Here is a 21,910-nt window from a genome sequence, read left to right as displayed (position 1 = left end):
AGGGCCGCTCACGGTCCATCAGGCTCCACTGGAGCCAGGGGCCGGAAAACCTCTCAGACCGCCGCACACGGCTCCTCAGCCGCCATTCCCGGGGGCATGGGCCGCGCCCCACCCCATCGTCCGCACGACGTCCGAGACCCGCGTATAGACGCCCGGGCTGCCCGGCCGTCCACAACCGCTCCCCCAGGACACGAGCCCGACCAGCCTGCCTTGAGCCACCAGCGGTCCGCCGCTGTCCCCCTGACAGGCGTCCGGCCCCCCAGCGGCCTCGCCCGCACACAGCATGCTGTCGGCTCGGTACGTCCCGTCGGCGCTGCCCGGATACGCCCGCTCACAGAGCGAGTCGGACAGCACGCGCACCCGCGCGGCCCGCAGACTGCGCGCATAGTCGCCGCCGCCCGTGATGTCGCCCCAGCCGTAGACCGTGGCACTCGTATCGGGCCGGTAAGCAGGATCGCCCGCCCCGGCCATCCCGATGACCGAGCTCTCCGGGAGGGCCTCGGCGAGGGTGAGCACCGCGAAGTCCCCGGCGTTGGTGAGCCTGTCGTAGCCCGGATTGACCCAGGCGTCGCGCACGGCGATCTCCTTGCCCTGGGTCGACGTGAGGTCCGTACGCCCGGTGATGGCCTTCAGGTCCTTCGCGCGGCGTGGCGGCGCCCCCAGGACGTCCTCGCCCATGCAGTGGGCCGCGGTGAGTACGGTGGTCCGGCCGACAGCCACGCCGCCGCAGAACTGCCCGGCCCGGGTACCCCCGAACCGGTCACGGCTGGACAGCGCCACCGTCCACGGCCCCTCGGACACGTCGACCGGGAATCCGCCGACGACGACACCGTCGGCGGCCACAGGGGCGGCGGACGCCAGCGGTATGACGGCTGCCGCGGCCGCCAGAACCAGCGACCGGGTCAGCGCCCGGGACAGGGCCCGGACAAACGGATGACGCATGCGCGCTCCTCACTCAGGGGTGATCACCAGAAACCCAGAGTGATCCAACGGGCTCCGCCCCGCACTCGCGCGCCACGAAAGAGGGACGCCTCCGGCAGAAGCGATCCGCTCCGCACGCGCCGGGCCGCACTCCCCGCACGCCGGTGCGACGACCCTCAGCGGCTCAGCACGAAGGCCCGGCTTCCCCTGATGGGAAAGCCGGGCCTTGCGTGTCGTACGACCGCGACTCAGTCGAGGTAGTCGCGCAGCACCTGGGAACGCGACGGGTGGCGCAGCTTCGACATGGTCTTGGACTCGATCTGACGAATGCGCTCGCGGGTGACGCCGTACACCTTGCCGATCTCGTCGAGGGTCTTCGGCTGACCGTCGGTGAGACCGAAGCGCATCGAGACGACGCCCGCCTCGCGCTCGGAGAGGGTGTCGAGGACGGAGTGCAGCTGCTCCTGAAGGAGAGTGAAACTGACCGCGTCGGCCGGGACGACCGCCTCGGAGTCCTCGATCAGGTCACCGAACTCGCTGTCGCCGTCCTCACCCAGGGGGGTGTGGAGGGAGATCGGCTCACGGCCGTACTTCTGGACCTCGATGACCTTCTCCGGGGTCATGTCGAGTTCCTTGGCCAGCTCCTCCGGGGTGGGCTCGCGGCCGAGGTCCTGGAGCATCTGGCGCTGCACGCGCGCGAGCTTGTTGATGACCTCGACCATGTGCACCGGGATACGGATGGTGCGGGCCTGGTCGGCCATGGCCCGGGTGATCGCCTGACGGATCCACCAGGTGGCGTACGTCGAGAACTTGTAGCCCTTGGTGTAGTCGAACTTCTCCACCGCGCGGATCAGACCGAGGTTGCCCTCCTGGATCAGGTCCAGGAAGAGCATGCCGCGGCCGGTGTAACGCTTGGCCAGGGAGACCACCAGACGGAGGTTGGCCTCCAGGAGGTGGTTCTTGGCGCGGCGGCCGTCCTCGGCGATGATCTCCAGCTCGCGCTTGAGCTTCGGGGCGAGCTTGTCGGCGTTGGCCAGCTTGTCCTCGGCGAAGAGGCCCGCCTCGATGCGCTTGGCGAGCTCGACCTCCTGCTCGGCGTTGAGCAGAGGGACCTTGCCGATCTGCTTGAGGTAGTCCTTGACCGGGTCGGCGGTGGCACCTGCCACGGCCACCTGCTGGGCCGGCGCGTCGTCCTCGTCGTCGTCGGAGAGGACGAAGCCCTTGTTCTCGGCTCCCTCCTCTTCCTCTTCGCCGGGCTTGACGTCTTCGAGTGCTTCGTCCTCGACGGCCTCTGCGTCGTCCTTGCCGGCGGTCGTCTTCTTGGCCGCCGTCTTCTTGGCTACGGTCTTCTTCGCGACCGCCTTCTTGGCGGTCGTCGTCTTCTTGGCGGCGGCCTTCTTCGCGGGCGCCTCGTCCTCGACGGAGGACTCGGCGGAGGGGGCCGCCGGGGTGGCTGTGGCGGTGGCCTTCTTCGTGGTCACCGTCTTCGCCGCGACCGTCTTGGTGGCGGTGCGCTTGACCGGACTCTTCGCTGCGACGCTCTTTCGGGTGCGCTTTGGCTCCGCGGCACTGACCATCAGCGTCACACCCTCTTCCTCGAGGATCTGGTTGAGGCTGCGCAGTACGTTCTTCCACTGAGTGGCCGGAATCTGGTCAGCTTCGAAGGCCCGACGCACGTCGTCGCCGGCGATCTGCCCCTCGGCCTTTCCCCGCTCGATGAGCGCCATGACAGAGACGGACTCGGCGATCTCGGGCGGGAGCGTACGGGATGTGCTGGCCGACACGAACAACCTCTCGGAACGTTGGAAAACGGCTTCCGGCCCCGTCCGGTACGGACAGGAGCCGACGACCGCCGACTGGGGATGGGCCGACGGCGCGGGCGGGGGCCGGGAAGATGCACAGCGCCTGGAACGGCGTCTGTATTCCCTCCGCGGCTGTCACCTCTTAGGTCATCGCGCTGCTTCCGCAAGCGTTACGCCCAATCTGCGTGGCCCGAGTCACACCCCGTAAGCACTCAAAAGCTGTCAAATACGGTTAGAGGTGGTCAGGCATGGCGACGGCCAGGCCGAGCCGACCGAGCCGCGACCGCATCGGCAGCCCGGTTCAGAGCTGCGACAGGGGCTTCAGGACGGTCCACCGCCGTTTCGTCCCGGCGCTCACCGCGCGGTCGCCCCGTCTCGCCGCCGGACCCCGCGGAGCCCTCTCGGGGTCCGACGGGGCCCGGCAGCGACGGTTCTCGGGCCGAGCGATGTTCCCGGTGGGCGACACGGCCCCCGGTCACGCCGCTCTCGGCGCACGGTCAGTGCTCGCGCGGGGCCGGGACCACACGCTCCACCTCGGGGTGCACCATCAGAAGCTGCCGCATGGCCGCCTCCGCCCCCGCCCCGTCGCCCGCCGCGAGAGCCTCGACGATCCGGGCGTGGTGCGCCAAGGACGCCTCGGTGGGGCGGTCACAACCGGTGATCGGACCGCCGGACACCTGAAGGGCGGCGGACACGATCCCGGAGAGGTGCTCCAGCATGCGGTTGCCGGCGAGCTGGACGAGCAGCGAGTGGTACTCCGCGTCGGCGCGCGAGAACGTCAGCGCGTCACCCTGGTTCATGGCATGGCCCATGATCTCGACCATGTCCACGAGCCGCTGCTGGACCTCCTCACGACCATGCCCCGCGGCGAGGCGGGCGGCGAGCGGCTCGATCGTCCAGCGCAGCTCGCCGAGCTCGCGGCGCTGGTTGTCGCGCTGCGGTCCGAAGGCCCGCCACTCGATGATGTCGGGGTCGAGGAGGTTCCAGTCACTGACGGGACGCACGCGCGTGCCCACGTTCGGCCGGGCGCTCACCAGGCCCTTGGCCTCCAGCACCCGGAGCGATTCGCGGACTACGGTGCGGGAGACCTCGAAACGCTGGCCGATCTCCTCGGGCACGAGGGGGCGGTCCGCGCCCAGGTCACCGGAGACGATCATCTGGCCCAGCTGCTGGACGAGTTGACCGTGGAGCCCGCGCCCGCGGCTGCCCGCGGTGCGGCGGCCGACACGGCCCAGCTCCGGGTCCCCGGCGTCCCAGGACGGGACGCCCACGCGGTCGGCACCGGGGGCCTCGGCGAAGGGGTAGCGGTCGAGCCCGCCCGGGCCGACGAGACCGGAGTCTGCGGAGCGGGCGGCGGTCATCATGGTGTGCGCAAGGGTACTCACGGATCCTTTGTCGGCTCCGTCTCCAACTCCCTTGAGGTCTTTGGTGAAAAGCACACGAAAGGGTGATCGCTCACCCCGTCGCAATTGACGCCTTATCGGAAAGAAACGGGCGTTCCCCGGGGAGTTGTGCGCAGGGCAGGACCGGAAGGTCTCGGACGGTCGTCATCGGACCCTGCTTCGCAGGGTCGTGAGCAGATACGCACAGAGCAGGGCAGTCAGCGACAACGTCAGCGCGCCACCGACGGGTTGGACGATCATCCGCGCCACGGAAGCCAGATACCGCTCGCCCCCGAACGGCCACTCGGCCATGAACAGGTCCCTCGACCGCATGGCGAGTCCGGCCGCGCTCCGCACGGAGGTGTCCTCCAGGAACTTCTGTACGGGGGGCACCACGAGGACCGGTACGGCGACCACGGCGGCGAGTCCTGCGGTGGTGGACCGGAAGATGCCCGCGGCCAGCACTCCGGCCCACGAGCAGCCGATCACGAGGCCGATCCAACTCGCGGTCAGCGCGAGCCAGTCCGCGGGAACCTTCGCCAGCTCCCGTCCGTAGACGAGGTAGAGCACCTCGGCGTCGCAGCCCACGGTGAGGAAGGCCAGCAGCAGCCCGGTCACCGCGGCGACGAGGAGCTTGGCGACGAGCAGTCCCAGCCGGCGAGGCACAGTGCCGCGGTCGACCGCCAGGGCGGGGTGGCGGAACTCGTCGCCGAAGGCGACGGCGCCGAGCAGCCCGGCGCCGAGTGCCGCAGGCGGCAGCGGCAGCTCCTGGGGCCAGGCGGCCAGCAGACGGTGCTGGGGAGTGTGGCCGACGCGGGCCAGGAGCACGGCGACGAGCGCGGACGAGACGAGCACGGCGGCCCCGGTCAGAAACCCGGTGCCGACACCGCAGGCCCGGCGCAGCTCATACCGGAGGGGACGCAGCGGACTCGGAGCGGGGCGGACGGAGATCGGAGGCGGGAGCGGGGGCAGGGCATCGGAAGCGAGCCCGCCGGAGGGGCTCGGGCGGGCTTCCAGCGGGCGGGCGGGCGCGGACGCCGCGGAGGCACCAGCTGCTGTCAGCACGCGATCGGGGGCCACGTTCGGCTCCCGCGCCGCCGGAGTGACGCCGGTTGCAGTTGTCGTCGACACACGAAGACTTTGTGCGGCGGAACCGTGCGACGCGGAAATGTCCGAAAGGGTGGCAGGACCCGGCCGAACGGCAGCGTCCTCAGGCGTGACCGCGGCAGGATCCTGGCCTGCGCCGCCGACGATCTCGCCGGTTTCAAGGGTTCCTCTGTCCTCGTCGGCAGCCGTCGCCCCAGGCGTCGTACGAGCCTCGCCGGCAGCCTGCGTCCCATTGCGGGGGGTCGAGCCTGCTCCGGGGCCCATGTCGCCGACCTCGTCGGCGAGTTGGTGTACGAGGACGCCGTGCCGGAACGCGGTCTCCCCGATGTCCGCGCAGGTGCTGCCGTACACGGAGAGGCGGTTGGCGGTTTCCCGTACGACCTCCACGGAGCGGTGTGCCGCCCGGGCCTCTTTGGTCAGCAGGGCTTCGAGACGGGTGGCGTGCGGGCTGCGGACGGCGACGCGTGGACGCAGTCGGGTGCGGGAGAAGTCCGCGGCTTCCTGGTCGGCGACGAGTCGCCCCTGTTCCAGGGTGATGATCCGGTCGGAGGTGCGGGCCGCCTCCTTCGGGTCGGTGGTGGTGCACAGGACGGTGCCGCCCTGGGTGGCGTGGGCGCGCAGCATGCTGTGCAGCCACTGGCGTTCGCGCGGGGACAGACCGTCGGCGGGCGCGTCGAGCACGAGGGTGTGGGGGTCGGCCAGCAGGGCGCAGGCCAGGCCGAGCCGACGGTCCATGCCGCGTGACAGTGTGCCCAGGCGTTCGTCACGCAGGCTGACGAGGCCGACGACCTCCAGGACTTCGTCGGCGCGGCGGACAGGGACGCCCGCTGCCGCGCACAGCATGCGGAGTTGGCCTCGGACGGTGCGCGAGGGGTGCCCCGGCACATCACCCAGGAGAACGCCGACCTCACGTGAGGGATGGGCGACGCGGTGCAGTGGGCGGCCTCTGAAGTAGGTGACTCCGCGGCCCTGTTGGAGTTCGAGCATGAGTCTGAGCACGGTTGTCTTGCCTGCGCCCGGGGTGCCGAGGAGTGTCGTGACGCAGCCCGCGCGCGCCTCGAAGGAGACGTCGTCGGCGGCGGGGGGAAGATCCTTGCGAGCGTTGCTGGTCAGTCCGAAGGCCTGGATCACCCGTAGCAAGATAGCGTGTTATGTCCGAATTACCTGGTGTGGCGGGGCCCACTTGGAGACGGGCTCTGCCCGAGTAGGCGATCAAATGTGGCGCATCCGCGCGGATCCGGGGTCAGACCTCGGGACGCAGCATCGGGGGGTTGAGCAGGGTGGCTCCCCCGGCCCGGAAGAGCTGGGCCGGACGACCGCCCTGTCGGGTGGTCGTCCCTCCGGTGGGGACGAGGAAGCCCGGGGTGCCCGTGACCTTGCGGTGGAAGTTGCGTGGGTCGAGGGCGACGCCCCACACCGCCTCGTAGACACGGCGCAGCTCTCCGACGGTGAACTCGGTCGGACAGAACGCTGTGGCCAGCGACGAGTACTCGATCTTGGAGCGGGCGCGTTCCACCCCGTCCGACAGGATCTGGGCGTGGTCGAAGGCAAGGGGCGCCGCCTGTTCTCCGTCGCGGCCGTAGCCGCCCTGCCGCAGCAGTTCCTCGACGGGGGCCCAACGGGCGCTGTTGGCGTCACCGCCCGCCCGGGGAGCGGGCAGGTCGGGGGCGAGCGCGAGATGGGCGACGCTGACCACCCGCATGCGGGGATCCCTCTTGGGGTCTCCGTAGGTCGCGAGCTGCTCCAGGTGAGCACCGTTGTCCTGGGCCGGGGCATCAGGGTCGTGGGCGCGCAGGCCGGTCTCCTCGGCCAGTTCGCGCGCTGCGGCCTGGGAAAGATCCTCATCGGCCCGTACGAATCCGCCTGGGAGCGCCCAGCGCCCCTGAAAGGGCGGCTCGCCCCTGCGTACCGCCAGCGCGCACAGGGCATGACGACGCACGGTCAGCACGACCAGGTCCACAGTGACGGCGAAAGGCGGGAAGGCTGACGGGTCGTAGGGCATGCCGTGATCATAGTCGTCTGCCTGACGATAAACACTCCCTTCTCCGGCCGCACACCTGACTGGTCCACGGTGGTCGGACAGGAGTGTCACAGCCGCTTCCGGTCGTCCTCTCAAGACACCTCGTCCGAGGTCACGCTCGCAACTGCAGTCCTGCGGCAGCCTCCTCGACCATGGCGACGCCGAGCCGGCTGACCCGCGCAGAGAAGGGGGCGCCGGCGATCCGCAGACCCGTCAGGCCGATCTCGCCCAACGGCACGCCACGTACCGGGCGGAGCATGACCGTGCCCGCCGGGGTGTCCGGACGGATACCGGTCAGGGTCGCGAGCAGCAGCACCCCGGAGGCGGCAGCGGTGGCCGACGGCCGGCAGGCCGCCGGGTGGGGCAACGGGGCGCTCCCTTCCGCGCGCTGCTCCCCCGCGTACATCTCCGGCAGCCGGTACTCGAAGGCCTCGGCCGCCGCCAGGAGGCCGCGTAGCAACGAACTCGCTTCCTTCTCGTACCCGGCGGTGGCCAGGCCCGCGACGGCCACCGCGGTCTCCTGGACCCGTACGGCACCGCTCCGGTGGCCGAACGGGTTGTAGCCCCCCTCTCTGACGCCCAGACCGCGCAGCCCCCAGCCTGAGTCCATGGCCGGGCTGCCGAACAGACGGGCGAGCTGTTCGGTCTGCACCTTGTCGAGCAGCCCGGGGGCCGGCTCGCCCTCGCCCAGTAGGCCGGTGTCGAGGAGATGGGCGGCGATCGCACCGAAGTGCGGCACGACTCGCCCGTCCGGCGTACGGGCGGCGGCGGGTCGGCCGCCGCCCCGGTCCTCGACCCAGAACTCGTCCCTGAACACGGTGCGCAACTCCTGAGCCCACTGCCTCAGCCCGGAACCTCCCGGCCGACCGTACGCGTCGAGAAGATCGGCGCCGAGGAGGGCGGCGCGGTGTGCGTAGGCCTGCGTCTCGCAGCGCAGAGGGCCGCCCGGTTGCGGATCGGGCAGGTAGGTGCCGTCCCCCACGGTCGTGCGCAGCCAGGTCAGACAGCGTTCGGCGGTCGGGAGCAGTTCCTCGGTCGCCTGTTCCGGGAGCCCCCAGCGACGGGCCTCGGCGAGGAGCACGGGGAAGAGCAGCGTGGCTTCCGTGCCTGTACATCCGGGTGGCAGGTGTGGGCCCGCGTCCCGGCGCGGGCCAGGCAGCATGCCGGACCTCGGGCCCGGCCCCGGTAGCTGGGTTCGGGCGAGGGCTCGCAGCGTGCCCACCGCGAGCCCGGTACCGAGCGGGAGTGTCATCCGGGCGGCGGCGAGAGCCTCGGCCGGAGCCATCCCGCAGCGCCACGGTGCCCCTGCCGCGAGATGGATGTCACTGGGATGCGCGGAGTCGCGCAGGAGCAGCGCCTGGAGGTCTTCGATGCTGGTCCGCAGGAGTGCCTCGACGCGTGGGTCGTCGCCGGTGGCCCGGGCCGGGGCGAGGGGGCTCGTGGCCGCGCGGCCCACCGCCCGGACAGGTCCGGCTCCGTCCTGCCGTACGCGCAGTTCCAGGGTCGTGGAACCGCCGGGGGGAAGGTCGAGCTCCCAGCGCAGCAGGCCCGCGGAGGCCAGCGCGTCGGCGGGGGGCGGTTCGGCCGTGACGGCTGCGCCGCCGGTGGCACGGGACCAGCGCAGGCCGGAGGCGTGGACGCTGGCGGGCAGTTCCGGCCCTGCGGTGCCGGACGCGATCATGCCCAGGTCCGCCAGATCGGTGCCGAGTGACACCTCGACCGGCAGGCGCAACGGGCGCGGCGCCGAGCTGTGCAGGGTGATCCGCTCGGTGCCGTCCGCGTGGCGGATGCGCTCGACGACGATGTCGGGGTCCGGGCCGCCGTCCGGGGAGACACGTAACGTCCCGACGAAGCGGGCGCTGTCCGCGGCGGTCATCCGGGCCTGTACCGCGAGCGGTTCACGGCCGGCGACGCGCACCTGGCACCGGGCGAGCACCCGCCTGCCCCCGCGGTAGAAGCCCTCCAGGCCTCGGCCGGTGAGCTGCCCCTGATCCGTGGAGATCGCGAGCCCGGGGAGGGCGACGCAGATCAGGGCGGTGTGCGTCGGGGGCAACTGGGCTGGACGGCGGGCGGCAGAGGGCGGGGCGAGCGACGGCCGGGAAGGGGTAGGCGGGGCGAACGACGGCGGCACGCTCCTTGCCGAAGGCGTGGAGGAGCGGGCGGTGCCCGGAAAGGGTGGCTCCGAGCCGTGCGGGTGCCCCGCGTTCCCGGGTGCTTCGCCGCCACCTCCCCGCAAGGGCGACGGGGGTGTGCCTGCGGCACGGCGATCGTCGTCGGCAGCGGCCGAGGGCGGGGTCGGCGGATACATGGGCGGCTTCTTCTGCGCTCTGGGCGCCGAGGGCGCGCTCGGCGCCCGGTAGGGGGCTTCGGCAGGACAGGGGTCATGCGGCGGCTCGGCCCGTCCAAGGGTTCCGCCACTCAGGTGAACGGACCGGGGCTTGCCCGAGTCACGCCTCCAGCGGGACAAGCCGACCGAATGGCGGTGAGGCGTGGCATCCGTCCGGCCGGCGCCGGGACGACCGCGACGGTTGTCCTCCGTGGCGCTGTCCGCCGTGGTCGGGATGGTGAGGTGATTCTGGGCCGTCCTGGCGTCGGTCAGTACGTGGGACGCACTGCCGTTGCTCAATCGCCGGTCGCGCCTTCCACCGTTGCCGGGCCGTCCGCCGACCGGCACAGCGCTGCCAGGTCGCCGGACGCCCGTCCCGTCGCCCTTCGGCCTCCCGTCGGCTGTCCCGCCCGGACCGATCCGTCGGTCTGGCACAAGGCTGCCGCCAACAGGCCTGAGCACTGCTCCGCCCCTGTTCACCCCTCGTCCCCCCGCGTCCGGTGGCCGCGCGGGGCCGCTTCTCCCCTACCCGGCCCGCTCCCACGTACGACGGGCTTGCCCAGAGGCTGGGGCCGGGTTCCGCCCGTCTTCCTGGCACGGGGGCGCGTCTCGGCGCCATCGGTGGGGCCTACGCGACGTCGACGCCTCGTGGCCGACTCCAGCGCCCGGGTGGCGCCGCTGATCGACGTCGAGCAGGACGGGGAACCCGGGACGCCGTCGCGGGGCGGCGTGGGTTCCGTACCGGCGAGGGGCCGGCCGTCGCTGTCGGTCTCCTCCGCGCGTTCGGCACCGCTCGTTCCGTCGAACTTGTCAGCGGCATCGAACCCGTCGACGGCCTCGAATTCCTCCGGGTACTCTCCCCAGCCACGGCCCGTTTCCTCGTACGCCTCGCCGCTGCCGATCCGCTCGCTGTCCGGCAGCGTTCCGGACGGCCCGGCGCCCGGGCGAGGCCGGCCGCCGCGCTCCGCCCGTAGACAGCGTCGGATCGACTCCGGATCCAAGCCCTCGTTGCAGGCCTGGTGCAGCAGACGGGCGAACAGGTAACCGGGGTCCGCGCCGAGTGCCATGGCGAGGGCTTCCCTGGCCTCCAGTTCGTCGCCGGTCGACCAGGCGACCCAGCCGGCCAGCGTCAGAGGGGCCGCCGCGTGCTCGCGGTAGGGCCCGACACAGCGGCGGGCGAGAGCTCGCCAGAGGCGCAGGGCCGGTGTCGCCTCGTCGCCCTCCATCCACTCGGCCGCACGATCGCGGGTCGCTCGGTCCTGGAGGCCCAGAATGAGCGTGGCGGCCTCGTCGTGGGCGAGCAGCTCGTCGTCGCGGAGGTCTGCCGAGAGCGTGCCGGAGGCGGCGGGCGCGTCGGCGAACCGGCTCAGGACCCGTCGCGCCTGGCGCAGGGTTTCCTCAGCCACGTCCGCACGGCTCACGTCGTCGAGGATCCGCGGGACCAGGCGGGCGTTCGCGGTGTCGAGCACGCGTTCCTGTTCCAGGGCCGCGGCGGTCTCCCAGGGGTGGAACCTGGCCCTCAGCTCACCCAGCGTGCCCCGCACCTGCAGGCCGGCGTAGGTCGCGGCGGCGGCCAGCACCGAGGTGCCGGGCAGGCCCATGGGCACTCCGTCGTCCGGACAGCACTCGGGCGTCACACAGCAGTAGGACCAGAAGCGGTTGTCCGCGATACACAGAGCCTCGACCACCGGTACGTCGAGCCGACCGCACTCGGTGCGCAGCAACTGGGCGAGCGGGCGCAGCCGTTCCCTCACCTGAAGCCGCGCTTCGCCCGCCGCCGGTTCCTGGCAGAGGTACACGACCATGCTCTCGGGGCGTGCTCCCCTACGCTCGCTTCCGGTCACCAGACCGTGCGTCAACTGCTGTGCCACAGCGGGCCAGTCTTCGGGGTTCGCCGGAATTCCGAGTCGCGCACGGCCGCCGAACCGGCCGCGCCCGTCCCTGTCGTGCAGCGCGACCAGGACGATGCTGTCCTCGGGGTGATAGCCCAGCAGATATGGCAGCGCATCGGCCAGTTCGGCCGGAGTACGCAGGGTGACCTGATGCGTTTCGCTGTGATTCGTCATGCGGTGACGATCTCGCGGATTCACGAGTTCCGCTTGGGCCTGTGGATAACCCCAATCAGGGACACGTCAAAGGGAGTTACCCGTCGCTTCGAACGGGCACTCGCATGTCACCAACGGACAAGGTTGAGGTGGCATACCGAACATGGAGATCTCAGGCGTCATCAGCGCGATCGTCATCGGCATCGTGATCGGTGTCCTGGGCCGGCTCGTCGTACCCGGACGCCAGCGCATCGGCCTCCTCTGGACGATCGCGATCGGCATCATCGCCGCGTTCATCGGAAGCGGCATCGCCGCCGGCCTCGACGTCGCCGACACCAACGGCGTCGACTGGGTCGAGTGGCTCATACAGATCGCCCTCGCCGCCCTCGGCGTCGCCGCGCTCAGCAAGGTCAAGTTGCGCCACTGACCGGGCCGTAGACCGGAGCTCACAGCTTCCGTGCGGAACTCCGCAGTGACAGCAGTGGCAGCGGCTCGGCCACGGCCGGGCCGCTCCGGCGTTCCGCGCCCCCATTCGCGGCGACGCGGTGGCGACGGTCACCAGCGCGAGGGGGCGACCCCGTGCACGGGTCCGCGACTGGTGGCTGCGGTGTCTGCCGCGCTTCCCCCGGGATCTACGAGGGGATGGGCGGTGGGCCGAGGGGGTCTTCGTGAGCGCTGTGAGAGGACGGTTCGGACAGCGCCGCTCGGCGCAGGTGTTCGGCGAGCGCGGCAGTGGCCGTCGGCGGCGTTCCGGGCTTGACGCCCCAGGCCAGCAGATGGTGACGGCGGGCCCAGGGCTCCCGTAGCTCGCACACGTCGAGTGGCTGGTCGCGGTCGATGGCACGACGCGGCACCACGGCGAGCCCGACGCCGGCGGCGACAAGGGTGACCAGCACGTCGAGGCCGGCGACGGTCGTTCTGTGGCGCACCGCCGGCGCGTGCGGACCGAGGTGCTTCTCGATCCAGCGGCGTAGCGAGGAGTCGGCGTCGAGCCCGACGAGAGGGTGCTCCGCGACCTCGCCGTAGGTCAGCGCGGCCCGCCCGGCGAGGATCCCTCCGGCCTGGCCGATCACTACCAGGGAGTCGTCGCCGAGCGGCTCCAGGACCAGACCGCAGTCGCGGGCCTCGTCGTCGAGGACGACCCCGAGATCCGCCTCGCCGTCGGCGAGCATCCGCACGGTCCGCGGGGTACGGCTCTCGGCCACCTCGACGTCGACGTCCGGGTGCGCACGGAGGAACGAGACGAGGGCCCGGGGCACGAGCCCGTGCATCGCGGAGCCACCGCCCAGCAGGATCAGCGGAGCGGTCGGAGAGCGCGTGTAGCTCGCGACGGCGCTTTCCAGCCGAGCGGTCTGAGCCAGCACGTCGCGTGCGTGGCGGGCGAGGGTCGTCCCCGCCGGTGTGGGCCGCACGCCCCTTCTACCGCGAAGCAGCAGCGGCACGCCGGCGGTCCGCTCCAGCGAGCGCACCCTGGCGCTGGCCGACGGCAGGCTCAGGTTCATGCGGTGAGCGCCTGCGGTGATCGACCCCTCCGTCGTGATGTGGACGAAGAGCCGGAGGTCGTCCAGGTCGTAACGCATTCACTCAGCCTATGTTCTGGCCTAAGGCCGGGTCCGTCGATTGCGCATTGTGGAACCCATGCGGCGGAGCTGATGCTCGGCGTGTGTCCGACATACTTCTTGTCCTGCTGGCCGGTGCCGCCGCCGGAGCACTGAACGCCATCGGCGGGGGCGGCACGTTTGTGGCGCTGCCCGTTCTCGTGGCGCTCGGTCTGTCGCCGGTGACGGCGAACGCGTTGTCGCGGGTGGCCCTCGTGCCCGGGGCCTTGGCCGGCGCCTGGGTGTACCGACGCGAACTCGCCCCGGTCGGAGCGGCGTCCACGAAGTCTCTGACAGCGGTCAGTGCGATCGGAGGCGGAGTCGGCGGCATCCTGCTCCTGGCCCTGCCGGCCTCGTCGTTCGACGCCGCAGCACCGTGGCTGCTCGCGTTCGCCACGACGATCCTCGCCTTGGGCCCTCGCTTGTCCCGAGCGTTGAACGCCGCGCTGGGCCGCTCGGTCGGCATGAGTTCCAACGCCGTCCTGATCAGTCAGTTCGTCCTCGCCGTGTACGGCGGTTACTTCGGCGGAGCCGTAGGCATCCTGATGCTGGCCCTCTGGAGCGTCGGCCTCGGGCTCGACGCCACGGTGAGCAACCCGATGCGGGTCGCGCAACTCGCCGCCATCTATCTCAGCGCGACCGTGTTGTTCCTCGTCGCGTCGGACGCACTGACCGCGCCGCTCGTCCTCACCTGCATGCTGGTCGGTGCGGTGGCCGGCGGCTTCGCCGGTGCCCACCTGGCCCGCCGTCTCCCCGCTCGGCCGCTGCGGAGCGTCATTCTGACCACCGCCGTGCTGATGACCGTCCTGTACTTCCTGCGCGGCTGACCACGCGGCGGGCATCGCACCCGCAAGCCCCGGTGATCAGCCCTTGTCCTCAGAGCTGACGCCGACGGACCCACCAGGAGGCAGCCCGCTCACCCCGCCACGGCGAGGGTGAGGGGAAGGACCTGGTCGGCTCCTGTCTGGCGCAGGAGGCGGGCGCCCACGGCCAGGGTCCAGCCGGAGTCGGTGTAGTCGTCGACGAGGAGGACCGGGCCGGGGGTGCCCGCCAGGGCTGCCGCGAGTTCGTCCGGCACGGTGAACGATGCGGCCAGTGCGCGCAGCCGCTGGGCGGAGTTGCTGCGGTGCGCCGCGTACTCGCCGGCCTGCGGGGTGTAGGCGAGGCTGCCCAGCAACGGCAGCCTGCCGACCCGGGCCAGCCCTCCGGCCAGGGAGGAGACCAGCTGCGGGCGGGTACGGGAGGGCAGGGCGACGATGCCCACCGGCCGTGCCATCGCGTCCGGGCCGCCGCCGGCCCAGCCGCCCGGCGACCGGGCCCAGTCCGCGACCACCGTCACGACAGCGGCCAGTACGTCGTCCGGCACCGGCCCGTCCGCAGCCTGCTCCGACAGCAGCGGACGCAGCCGGTTGCCCCAGCCGATGTCCGACAACCTGCCCAGCGCCCGCCCCGTGGCCGCCTGCCGGCCCACGGGGATACGGCCCTTGAGGTCGACCCCGACCGCCGGCATCCCTGAGGGCCACATCCGGCGCGGCTCGATCTCGACCCCTGGCCGGTCCAGTTCACCCGCCGCACCCGCGAGGGCGCCGGAGGACACGGAGGGATCGAGCCAGGGCCCGGCGCATGTGTCGCAGCGACCGCACGGGACCGCCTTCTCGTCATCGAGCTGCCGCTGCAGGAACTCCATCCGGCACCCCGTGGTCGCCACGTAGTCCCGCATGGCCTGCTGCTCGGCGGCCCGCTGTCCGGCGACCCAGGCGTAACGCTCGGTGTCGTACGCCCATGGCTGCCCTGTCGCGGTCCAGCCCCCCTTGACGCGCTTGACCGCCCCGTCCACGTCCAGGACCTTCAGCATCGTCTCCAGGCGCGAACGCCGAAGATCCACCAGCGGTTCCAGTGCCGGCAGCGACAGCGGACGCCCCGCGTCCTCCAGAACCGCCAGGGTGCGCCGGACCTGTTCCTCGGGAGGGAAGCCCACCGATGCGAAGTACGCCCAGATCGCCTCGTCCTCGCGCCCCGGCAGCAGCAGCACATCCGCATGATCCACGCCACGCCCCGCACGCCCCACCTGCTGGTAGTAGGCGATCGGCGACGACGGCGATCCCAGGTGCACCACGAAACCCAGGTCAGGTTTGTCGAAGCCCATCCCGAGCGCCGATGTCGCCACCAGCGCCTTCACCCGGTTGGCCAGCAGGTCCTCCTCCGCCTGCAACCGGTCGGCGTTCTCGGTCTTCCCCGTGTACGAGGCGACCGGATACCCACGCTGCCGCAGGAACGCCGCGACCTCCTCGGCCGCCGCCACCGTGAGCGTGTAGATGATCCCCGAGCCCGGCAGATCCCCCAGCCGCTCGCCCAGCCATGCCAGCCGATGCGCCGCGTCCGGCAGCTCCAGCACGCCCAGCCGCAGGCTCTCCCGGTCCAGCGGTCCCCGCAGCACCAGAGCGTCGCCGCCCCCCGTGCCGAGTTGCTCGGCCACATCCGCCGTCACCCGCGCGTTCGCGGTCGCCGTCGTGGCCAGCACGGGCACCCCCGCCGGCAGCTCCGCCAGCATCGTGCGCAACCGGCGGTAGTCGGGGCGGAAATCGTGTCCCCAGTCGGAGATGCAGTGCGCCTCGTCGACCACCAGCAGACCTGTCGTGGCCGCCAGCCTGGGCAGGACCTGATCTCGGAAATCGACGGAGTTGAGGCGTTCCGGACTGACCAGGAGGACGTCGGTCTCTCCGCGCTCGACCTCTCCGTAGATGGTCTCCCACTCCTCCGGGTTGGCCGAGTTGATCGTGCGCGCCCGAATGCCGGCCCGTGCCGCCGAGTCGACCTGGTTCCTCATCAGCGCCAGCAACGGGGAGATGATCACCGTCGGGCCGGAGCCACGCCGCCGCAACAGAGCGGTCGCGACGAAGTACACCGCCGACTTGCCCCAGCCGGTGCGCTGCACGACCAGGGCGCGCCGCCGCTCCTCCACCAGTGCGGCCACCGCCTGCCACTGGTCCTCCCGCAACCGCGCGGAACCCTCCGCGGCACCGACCAGCTCGGCGAGGACGGCGTCGGCTTCGGCACGCAGCTCCTGGTTACTCATGCCCCCATGCAACCCCACAGCACTGACATCGGCCCAATCGTCCGGCCGTGACGAAGCAGGCGCTGCCCTTCCAACCCGCCCCCGCCGCTGCTTCTCCTCCTCTCCTCTCGGACGGCTTCGCTCTTTCGGACGACTTCGCTGTGACCGGGTGGACCCGCGCGGTGACGGCCCTGATGCTCCGCCGGACGCCGCGCACGGGGGTCGCCGCTGGTCGGCGCCCGCCTTGCCCGTGACGGGGACGTGAACCAGGCCGAACAAGCGGACCAACGCCCCGTTCCCCGCCACCCCAGCCATCTACAAATGACACACCTGGCAGGGATATAATCCACAGATCACCAGAAGCCGGTCGGTGGCCCCATTTGCTCGTTGCCGCAACCCAGTTCGACAGCAAGAATTGGAGTCCGCTCCCCGCACGGCATGTCCGTGGTCCGGCAGGGCTCCGCCGCGGTGTGCGCTCCCCCAAGTCCGATCTCCCGCCCGCAGTGTGGGCGCGTAGCCGAAGGGAGGACCGTGACCTTCGGATTCGCTCCGTCCCCCGCGGCATCCATGTCGACGTCTGCCGACCTGTCCGCCGCTTCCACCAACTCAGCAGCCCGCATGCTCGAACCCGCGGAGTGGGCCGCAGCCGGGATCCCCCTGCTGCGCAATCCCCGCGAGGTCGTCAGCGGACTGCACGCACGACACCGTCCCGGGCCCGCGACCGCGATCGTGGCCGTCCTCGATCCGGACGAGCGGTTGCGGGCGAGCGCCTCGTTCACCCGCCGCTCGGCACCGGCCGACGGCTGGATGTTCCGCAACTCACTGCTCGCGCAACTGCGCCGCGTCATCCCGCACGACCTGCGTCGGCGTACTCCGGTGCGCACGGCCGTCCTCCTCTACTGCCGTGACGGCGACGCCCGTTGGACGGAGGAGGACGGCGCGTGGATGTGGGGTCTGCGTGACGCCTGCACCCTGCACGGGCTGCGCTGCGGCGCGTACATCACGCTGACCCGCGACGGCTGGCAAGTGCTCGGCGAGGGTCGCGGCGGGCGGCGTCCCAACGCGGACTCGGCACCGGAGCCGTTCGCCATGTCCGAGGCACCGCCACCGCTGCCGATGCCCCGCACCGGAGGCGCCGCCTCGGACATCCTGCGCCGCGCGGCAGCCCGCTGACACCGGCACGCAGCGGCCAACACACCTCGCCTCGTCGGCGGTTCAGCGTGCGGCCACCTCGTGCGGCCGCGCCGGTCGGCCAGGGGTGACGTCCACGTCGTACACAGAAAGTCACCGCGGACAACGGCGTCCGCCGGTACGGCGTACGACAGCGAGAACCCGCGCGCGGGCACCACGCGACTCACCTCGACGGCAGCCGACGCGCGGCAACGGCGGCACGCGCGCGTGCCGCCGTTGCCCTGTCACTCTCCCGTACGCCGGTTTCTCGTCGCGAGGGGCAGGAACATGCCAAGGCGCCGCACGGCAGTCGGCACGTTCCCGGCGCTTCCGCGTCGGGGCACGCCGGCTCGCCCGCCGTACGGTCACCCCTTCAAGGGCCCTCCGTCAGCCGGTCCGGTGTCACTGGACCGGCTGACCCGGGCGGTTCCCGAAGCTGCTCGGACGAACCGGAACCGGCTCAGACCCCCGCGCCCAGCACCGAGTTGATCAGCTGCGGGTCACCACAGCAGATCAGCAGGGCGCCGGCTCGGCCGAGGGCGAGGGGAAGGGCCGCGGCGGTCGCCGTGTCGGCACCGCCGTTGACCGCGACCACGACCACGGGACGGGAGGCGGCACGGCTGAGAACGGCGGCGTCGGCGTAGAAGACGTCGTCGCCCGCGTCGTGCTGAGCCCAGTACGGGCCCTCACCGAAGGACAGTTCGTGCGCGGCCCACGGGTGCGGATCGCCGGTGGTGATCACCAGCACCTCACCGGGGGCCCGACCCGACTCCAGGAGCAGGTCCACGGCTTCCTCGGCAGCGTCCAGCGCGCCCTCGGCCGAGGCCGGGACCAGCTGGATCTTCGGGGACGCCGGAGCCTTGGAGGCGGGCGCGGAAGGGACGGAAGGGACAGGGGCGGCCGGAGCCGCGGACGGCCCGGGCTTGACCGCGCCGGCGGTCGAAGCCACAGTCGCGGGCGCGTCGTGCGGTGCACGCTGCGCCGGCGCGGTGGGCCGGAAGGGACCCGGACGGCCGGGACGCGGCGATGCCGCGGGGCGCGGGCCGGGTACGGGACGGGGGGTCGGCGCGCTGTGGCCACTGGCCGGAGCGACGCGGGGACCCTGGGCACTCTCGTGAATCTGAGGCTCCTCGGGAATGAGAGGCATGACTTGATATTTATCAAACACCGGTGCGACTCGCGTCGCCGGGTGGCACATGGGGGCGAACAGATACGTCAGAAGTCGAAGCCGAGCTGGCCCTCGATCTCCGGAACGTTCCCGCTCGCCCAACTGCGGGCCTTCTTGAGGTGCCGCCACTGGGGCAGCGCATCAAGATACGCCCACGACAGCCGGTGGTACGGGGTGGGGCCCCGCTCCTCCAGCGCGGCCCTGTGCACGGGCGACGGATACCCGGCATTGGCCGCAAAATTGAAGTCTGCATGGTCGACACCCAGTTCGGCCATCATTTTGTCGCGCTGAACCTTGGCGATCACGGACGCGGCCGCGACCGCCACGCACGACTGGTCACCCTTGATCACCGTACGGACCTGCCACGGCGATCCCAGGTAGTCGTGCTTCCCGTCGAGGATGACCGCGTCCGGACGGACCGGCAAGGCCTCCAGGGCGCGCTCAGCGGCGAGCCGCAGTGCGGCCGTCATCCCCAGGTCGTCGATCTCCTCGTGTGAGGCGTGCCCCAACGCGTACGACGTGACCCATTCCCGCAGTATGTCCGCGAGTTGGGTGCGCCGTTTGACCGCGAGGAGCTTGGAGTCGGTGAGTCCCTCGGGGGGCCGCCGGAGACCGGTGACCGCCGCGCAGACGGTGACAGGACCGGCCCACGCGCCCCGCCCGACCTCGTCGACGCCGGCGATGACCTTCGCTCCGGTCGTGGCGCGCAGGGAGCGCTCGACGGTGTGGGTAGGTGCTTCGTACGGCATGGCGGTCTTAGCGTACGCCGCCCGGAAGGCCACGCGACACCCGGCTCCCCCAAGCGACTTGTGGGTCACCGTGAGGCCCACCCGGACGGCCTTCGGAGAGGACTTCAGGCTCGGCCCGCCCGCAGCAGCGGAACCATCAACTGGTCGATCATCTCCTCGATGTCCCGCTCCTCCCATTCGCTCGCGCACACCTTCGTGCGGTACATCATCATCGCCGGGATGGCGTCGAAGACGTAGCCGTTGGCAGCGTCGGGGCGGGTCTCCCCCCGCTCGATCCCGCGCTCGACGATCTCCCGGAGAAGTCTCGCCGAAGGCTCGACGAGGCCCCGGAAGATCACGCTCTGAAACCGCTCCGCCTGCGGGCTGTCGCATTCGTGAATCACTGAGCGCAGCGCGAATCCGGGGCGCGAGAACATGGTGTCCCGCACCTGCCGGCACAGTTCGAGAAGGTCGTCCCGCACGCTCCCGAGGTCGGGCGCCCGGTCGAAGCTCGGCAGCCCGGCCTGCAGCGCGTCCGCGACGAGGTCCTCCTTGGAGGGCCAGCGCCGGTAGACCGCGGCCTTGCCGGTCTGGGCGCCGGCGGCGACGCCCTCCATCGTGAGCCCGTTCCAGCCGACCGTACTGAGCTGATCCAGCGCGGCATCGAGGATCGCGCGTTCGAGCACGGCGCCGCGCCGACGGGGGGAGGCCGCCTGGGCGGGGGCGGCCGTCCAGCGCGAGGTAACCATCTGAGTGTCTCCAGCGGGCAGGGGGGAGCGGGGAGTGCGAGTATTTATGAGGATTGTCGGTATTGAGGGGATCGCCGACGGGGTGAATCGCCGAGATTACCCGGGCAACCGGGACACGACACGGCGGCGGCTTCAGTGAACGCTTGCGTTCACTGTCGGGGACTCACTACCGTTCGACGCGACAGTGAACGCGAGCGTTCACTATTGCTCCTATGGGGGACCCATGGTCACTACCTCTTCGTTGATGAAAGACCAGAAGCCAGGTGCGGCCCGCCGGGAGGGGCATCCCGGCATAGCGCTCACCGTCATCGCGGCCTGCCAACTCATGGTGGTACTCGACGCGACGATTGTGAACATCGCGCTGCCGCACATTCAAGACGCTCTCAAGTTCAGCACGACCGACCTCACCTGGGTGGTCAGCGCCTACACCCTCACCTTCGGCGGCCTGCTGCTGCTCGGCGGACGGGCCGGTGACATCCTGGGCCGCCGCCGGGTCTTCATGACCGGCATCCTGGTGTTCATCGCCGCCTCCCTGCTGGGCGGACTCGCCCAGGAGCCCTGGCAGTTGCTGGCCGCGCGGGCCCTGCAGGGCGTGGGCGGCGCGATCGCCTCGCCCACCGCGCTGGCGCTCATCACCACCACGTTCGCCGAAGGCCCGGAACGCAACCGGGCGTTCGGCGTCTTCGCCGCCGTCTCGGCCGGCGGCGGCGCCGTCGGTCTGCTCGCCGGCGGCATGCTCACGGAGTGGCTCAACTGGCGCTGGGTGCTCTTCGTCAACGTACCGATCGGCATTCTGATCGCCGTGCTCACCCCGATGTACATCGGCGAGTCCGAACGCCACCCGGGCCGCTTCGACGTCGTGGGCGCGCTGACCTCGACGCTGGGCATGGCGTCCCTCGTGTACGGCTTCATCCGCGCGGCGGAGAAGGGCTGGCGGGACAGCCTGACCCTGGCGTCCTTCGCCACGGCAGTGGTCCTGCTGGCCGTCTTCGTCCTCGTCGAGATGCGTGCCAAGGAGCCCATCACCCCGCTGAAGATGTTCGCCGACCGCAACCGCTCGGGCACGTACGTGATCATGCTGAGCCTGGCCGCCGCGATGTTCGGCATGTTCTTCTTCATCGTCCTCTTCGTGCAGAACGTGCTGCTGTACACGCCGATCGAGGCGGGCCTCGCCTTCCTCCCGGTGACCTTCGCGATAGCCACGGGCGCCGGGCTCTCGCAACGGTTCCTGCCGGTCCTGGGGCCGAAACCGTTCATGCTGACCGGCTCGGCACTGGCCACGCTCGGCCTCGCCTGGCAGGCCTTCATCACCCCCGACAGCTCGTACGTCGGCGGGGTGCTCGGCCCGATGCTGGTGTTCGGCTTCGGTATGGGCCTGAACTTCGTGACGCTGACCCTGACGGCCGTCTCCGGGGTCGCCGCGCACGAGGCGGGCGCCGCGTCCGGGCTGCTCAACGTCACGCAGCAGGTGGGCGGTTCGCTCGGCCTCTCCATCCTGACGACGGTGTTCGGCTCGGCCAGCCGTGACGAGGCGGAGAAGCAGGTCTCCAAGTTCCTCGCCGAGGCGACGGCGGGGCAGAAGGCGGAGTTCGCCAGGACCGGTCAGCTTCCCGCGCCCTGGAGCCACGAGGTACTCGCCCACGGCATCTCCACGGCGTTCATCCCCGCCGCCGCGATGGCCGCCCTGGCCCTCGCCACCGCCTGGTTCGTGATCCGCGTCCGCAAGAGCGACCTGGACGCCCTCGCGGGTACGGCGAGCACCGCGGGCCCGGCCGCCGGCTGATCCCCCGCCAGCGGGCCCGCAGGCACCGCCGACGGGGTCACGGCCGACCGAGCCGG

At 71.4% G+C, this 21,910-nt stretch carries 16 protein-coding genes; 4 read left to right on the top strand and 12 right to left on the bottom strand.

Going from position 1 to position 21,910, the window contains the following annotated elements:
- Positions 1 to 75: 75 nt before the first annotated feature.
- The 7 genes from STRTUCAR8_RS11785 to STRTUCAR8_RS11755 form a co-directional block, all read right to left on the bottom strand.
- Positions 76 to 942, bottom strand: coding sequence for a S1 family peptidase (locus STRTUCAR8_RS11785; protein WP_006375879.1), 867 nt, complete (start codon positions 940 to 942; stop codon positions 76 to 78).
- 227 nt (positions 943 to 1,169) lie between these two features.
- Positions 1,170 to 2,705, bottom strand: coding sequence for an RNA polymerase sigma factor (locus STRTUCAR8_RS54105; RefSeq protein ID WP_006375893.1), 1,536 nt, complete (start codon positions 2,703 to 2,705; stop codon positions 1,170 to 1,172).
- A 515-nt stretch (positions 2,706 to 3,220) separates the two neighbouring features.
- The gene (locus tag STRTUCAR8_RS11775; RefSeq protein WP_179200482.1) at positions 3,221 to 4,108 is read right to left on the bottom strand and encodes a FadR/GntR family transcriptional regulator; all 888 of its coding nucleotides are present in this window, start codon (positions 4,106 to 4,108) and stop codon (positions 3,221 to 3,223) included.
- Positions 4,109 to 4,270: 162 nt separating this feature from the next.
- Positions 4,271 to 6,343: an ABC transporter ATP-binding protein gene (locus tag STRTUCAR8_RS11770; protein ID WP_006375888.1), complete on the bottom strand. Its 2,073-nt coding sequence runs from the start codon at positions 6,341 to 6,343 to the stop codon at positions 4,271 to 4,273.
- Between the two features lie 112 nt (positions 6,344 to 6,455).
- Entirely contained in the window at positions 6,456 to 7,214 is a 759-nt protein-coding gene (locus tag STRTUCAR8_RS11765) for an NUDIX hydrolase (RefSeq protein ID WP_044472053.1), read from the bottom strand.
- A 130-nt stretch (positions 7,215 to 7,344) separates the two neighbouring features.
- Positions 7,345 to 9,363, bottom strand: coding sequence for a glycogen debranching N-terminal domain-containing protein (locus STRTUCAR8_RS11760; protein ID WP_006375881.1), 2,019 nt, complete (start codon positions 9,361 to 9,363; stop codon positions 7,345 to 7,347).
- Between the two features lie 671 nt (positions 9,364 to 10,034).
- Complete coding sequence (locus tag STRTUCAR8_RS11755) at positions 10,035 to 11,624, bottom strand: DUF4192 domain-containing protein (RefSeq protein ID WP_199791678.1); 1,590 nt, start codon at positions 11,622 to 11,624, stop codon at positions 10,035 to 10,037.
- 142 nt (positions 11,625 to 11,766) lie between these two features.
- Here STRTUCAR8_RS11755 and STRTUCAR8_RS11750 point away from each other — a divergent pair, with 142 nt between their 5' ends.
- The gene (locus STRTUCAR8_RS11750) at positions 11,767 to 12,030 is read left to right on the top strand and encodes a hypothetical protein (RefSeq protein WP_006375886.1); all 264 of its coding nucleotides are present in this window, start codon (positions 11,767 to 11,769) and stop codon (positions 12,028 to 12,030) included.
- Between the two features lie 205 nt (positions 12,031 to 12,235).
- Here the strand turns inward: STRTUCAR8_RS11750 and STRTUCAR8_RS11745 are convergent, their stop codons facing one another.
- Complete coding sequence (locus STRTUCAR8_RS11745; RefSeq protein WP_006375891.1) at positions 12,236 to 13,183, bottom strand: LysR family transcriptional regulator; 948 nt, start codon at positions 13,181 to 13,183, stop codon at positions 12,236 to 12,238.
- Positions 13,184 to 13,266: 83 nt separating this feature from the next.
- Between STRTUCAR8_RS11745 and STRTUCAR8_RS11740 the strand changes: the two genes are divergently transcribed.
- On the top strand, positions 13,267 to 14,028 hold the full coding sequence (locus STRTUCAR8_RS11740; RefSeq protein WP_006375887.1) for a TSUP family transporter: 762 nt from the start codon (positions 13,267 to 13,269) through the stop codon (positions 14,026 to 14,028).
- 89 nt (positions 14,029 to 14,117) lie between these two features.
- On the opposite strand, the gene STRTUCAR8_RS11735 is transcribed toward STRTUCAR8_RS11740, so the two are convergent.
- Positions 14,118 to 16,277, bottom strand: a complete 2,160-nt coding sequence (locus STRTUCAR8_RS11735; RefSeq protein ID WP_006375880.1) for a RecQ family ATP-dependent DNA helicase — start codon at positions 16,275 to 16,277, stop codon at positions 14,118 to 14,120.
- A 510-nt stretch (positions 16,278 to 16,787) separates the two neighbouring features.
- Here STRTUCAR8_RS11735 and STRTUCAR8_RS11730 point away from each other — a divergent pair.
- Positions 16,788 to 17,429, top strand: coding sequence for a hypothetical protein (locus STRTUCAR8_RS11730; protein ID WP_006375884.1), 642 nt, complete (start codon positions 16,788 to 16,790; stop codon positions 17,427 to 17,429).
- A gap of 457 nt (positions 17,430 to 17,886) precedes the next feature.
- On the opposite strand, the gene STRTUCAR8_RS11725 is transcribed toward STRTUCAR8_RS11730, so the two are convergent.
- The 3 genes from STRTUCAR8_RS11725 to STRTUCAR8_RS11715 all read right to left on the bottom strand — a co-directional run bounded on the left by STRTUCAR8_RS11725 (position 17,887) and on the right by STRTUCAR8_RS11715 (position 20,071).
- Positions 17,887 to 18,573: a hypothetical protein gene (locus STRTUCAR8_RS11725; RefSeq protein ID WP_078507176.1), complete on the bottom strand. Its 687-nt coding sequence runs from the start codon at positions 18,571 to 18,573 to the stop codon at positions 17,887 to 17,889.
- 68 nt (positions 18,574 to 18,641) lie between these two features.
- The gene (locus STRTUCAR8_RS11720; RefSeq protein WP_044472054.1) at positions 18,642 to 19,343 is read right to left on the bottom strand and encodes a ribonuclease HII; all 702 of its coding nucleotides are present in this window, start codon (positions 19,341 to 19,343) and stop codon (positions 18,642 to 18,644) included.
- 104 nt (positions 19,344 to 19,447) lie between these two features.
- Complete coding sequence (locus STRTUCAR8_RS11715) at positions 19,448 to 20,071, bottom strand: TetR/AcrR family transcriptional regulator (protein ID WP_006375877.1); 624 nt, start codon at positions 20,069 to 20,071, stop codon at positions 19,448 to 19,450.
- Positions 20,072 to 20,315: 244 nt separating this feature from the next.
- Here STRTUCAR8_RS11715 and STRTUCAR8_RS11710 point away from each other — a divergent pair, with 244 nt between their 5' ends.
- Positions 20,316 to 21,854 carry an MFS transporter gene (locus STRTUCAR8_RS11710; protein WP_006375878.1) on the top strand — a complete coding sequence of 513 codons (1,539 nt, stop codon included), beginning with the start codon at positions 20,316 to 20,318 and terminating at the stop codon, positions 21,852 to 21,854.
- The last annotated feature ends 56 nt before the right edge of the window (positions 21,855 to 21,910 follow it).

Origin of the sequence: Streptomyces turgidiscabies Car8, from assembly GCF_000331005.1 — a bacterium.
Classification (GTDB): Bacteria; Actinomycetota; Actinomycetes; order Streptomycetales; family Streptomycetaceae; genus Streptomyces; species Streptomyces turgidiscabies.
This window is presented reverse-complemented; position numbering and strand designations above follow the sequence as displayed.

Bases quoted from the DNA above. Each gene is read 5' to 3' on its own strand.
- STRTUCAR8_RS11765 (WP_044472053.1), bottom strand. From the start codon at position 7,214: ATGCCCTACGACCCGTCAGCCTTCCCGCCTTTCGCCGTCACTGTGGAC.
- STRTUCAR8_RS11745 (WP_006375891.1), bottom strand. From the start codon at position 13,183: ATGCGTTACGACCTGGACGACCTCCGGCTCTTCGTCCACATCACGACG.
- STRTUCAR8_RS11710 (WP_006375878.1), top strand. From the start codon at position 20,316: ATGAAAGACCAGAAGCCAGGTGCGGCCCGCCGGGAGGGGCATCCCGGC.
- STRTUCAR8_RS11720 (WP_044472054.1), bottom strand. From the start codon at position 19,343: ATGCCGTACGAAGCACCTACCCACACCGTCGAGCGCTCCCTGCGCGCC.
- STRTUCAR8_RS11735 (WP_006375880.1), bottom strand. From the start codon at position 16,277: ATGAGTAACCAGGAGCTGCGTGCCGAAGCCGACGCCGTCCTCGCCGAG.
- STRTUCAR8_RS11725 (WP_078507176.1), bottom strand. From the start codon at position 18,573: ATGCCTCTCATTCCCGAGGAGCCTCAGATTCACGAGAGTGCCCAGGGT.
- STRTUCAR8_RS11715 (WP_006375877.1), bottom strand. From the start codon at position 20,071: ATGGTTACCTCGCGCTGGACGGCCGCCCCCGCCCAGGCGGCCTCCCCC.
- STRTUCAR8_RS11750 (WP_006375886.1), top strand. From the start codon at position 11,767: ATGGAGATCTCAGGCGTCATCAGCGCGATCGTCATCGGCATCGTGATC.
- STRTUCAR8_RS11755 (WP_199791678.1), bottom strand. From the start codon at position 11,624: ATGACGAATCACAGCGAAACGCATCAGGTCACCCTGCGTACTCCGGCC.
- STRTUCAR8_RS11785 (WP_006375879.1), bottom strand. From the start codon at position 942: ATGCGTCATCCGTTTGTCCGGGCCCTGTCCCGGGCGCTGACCCGGTCG.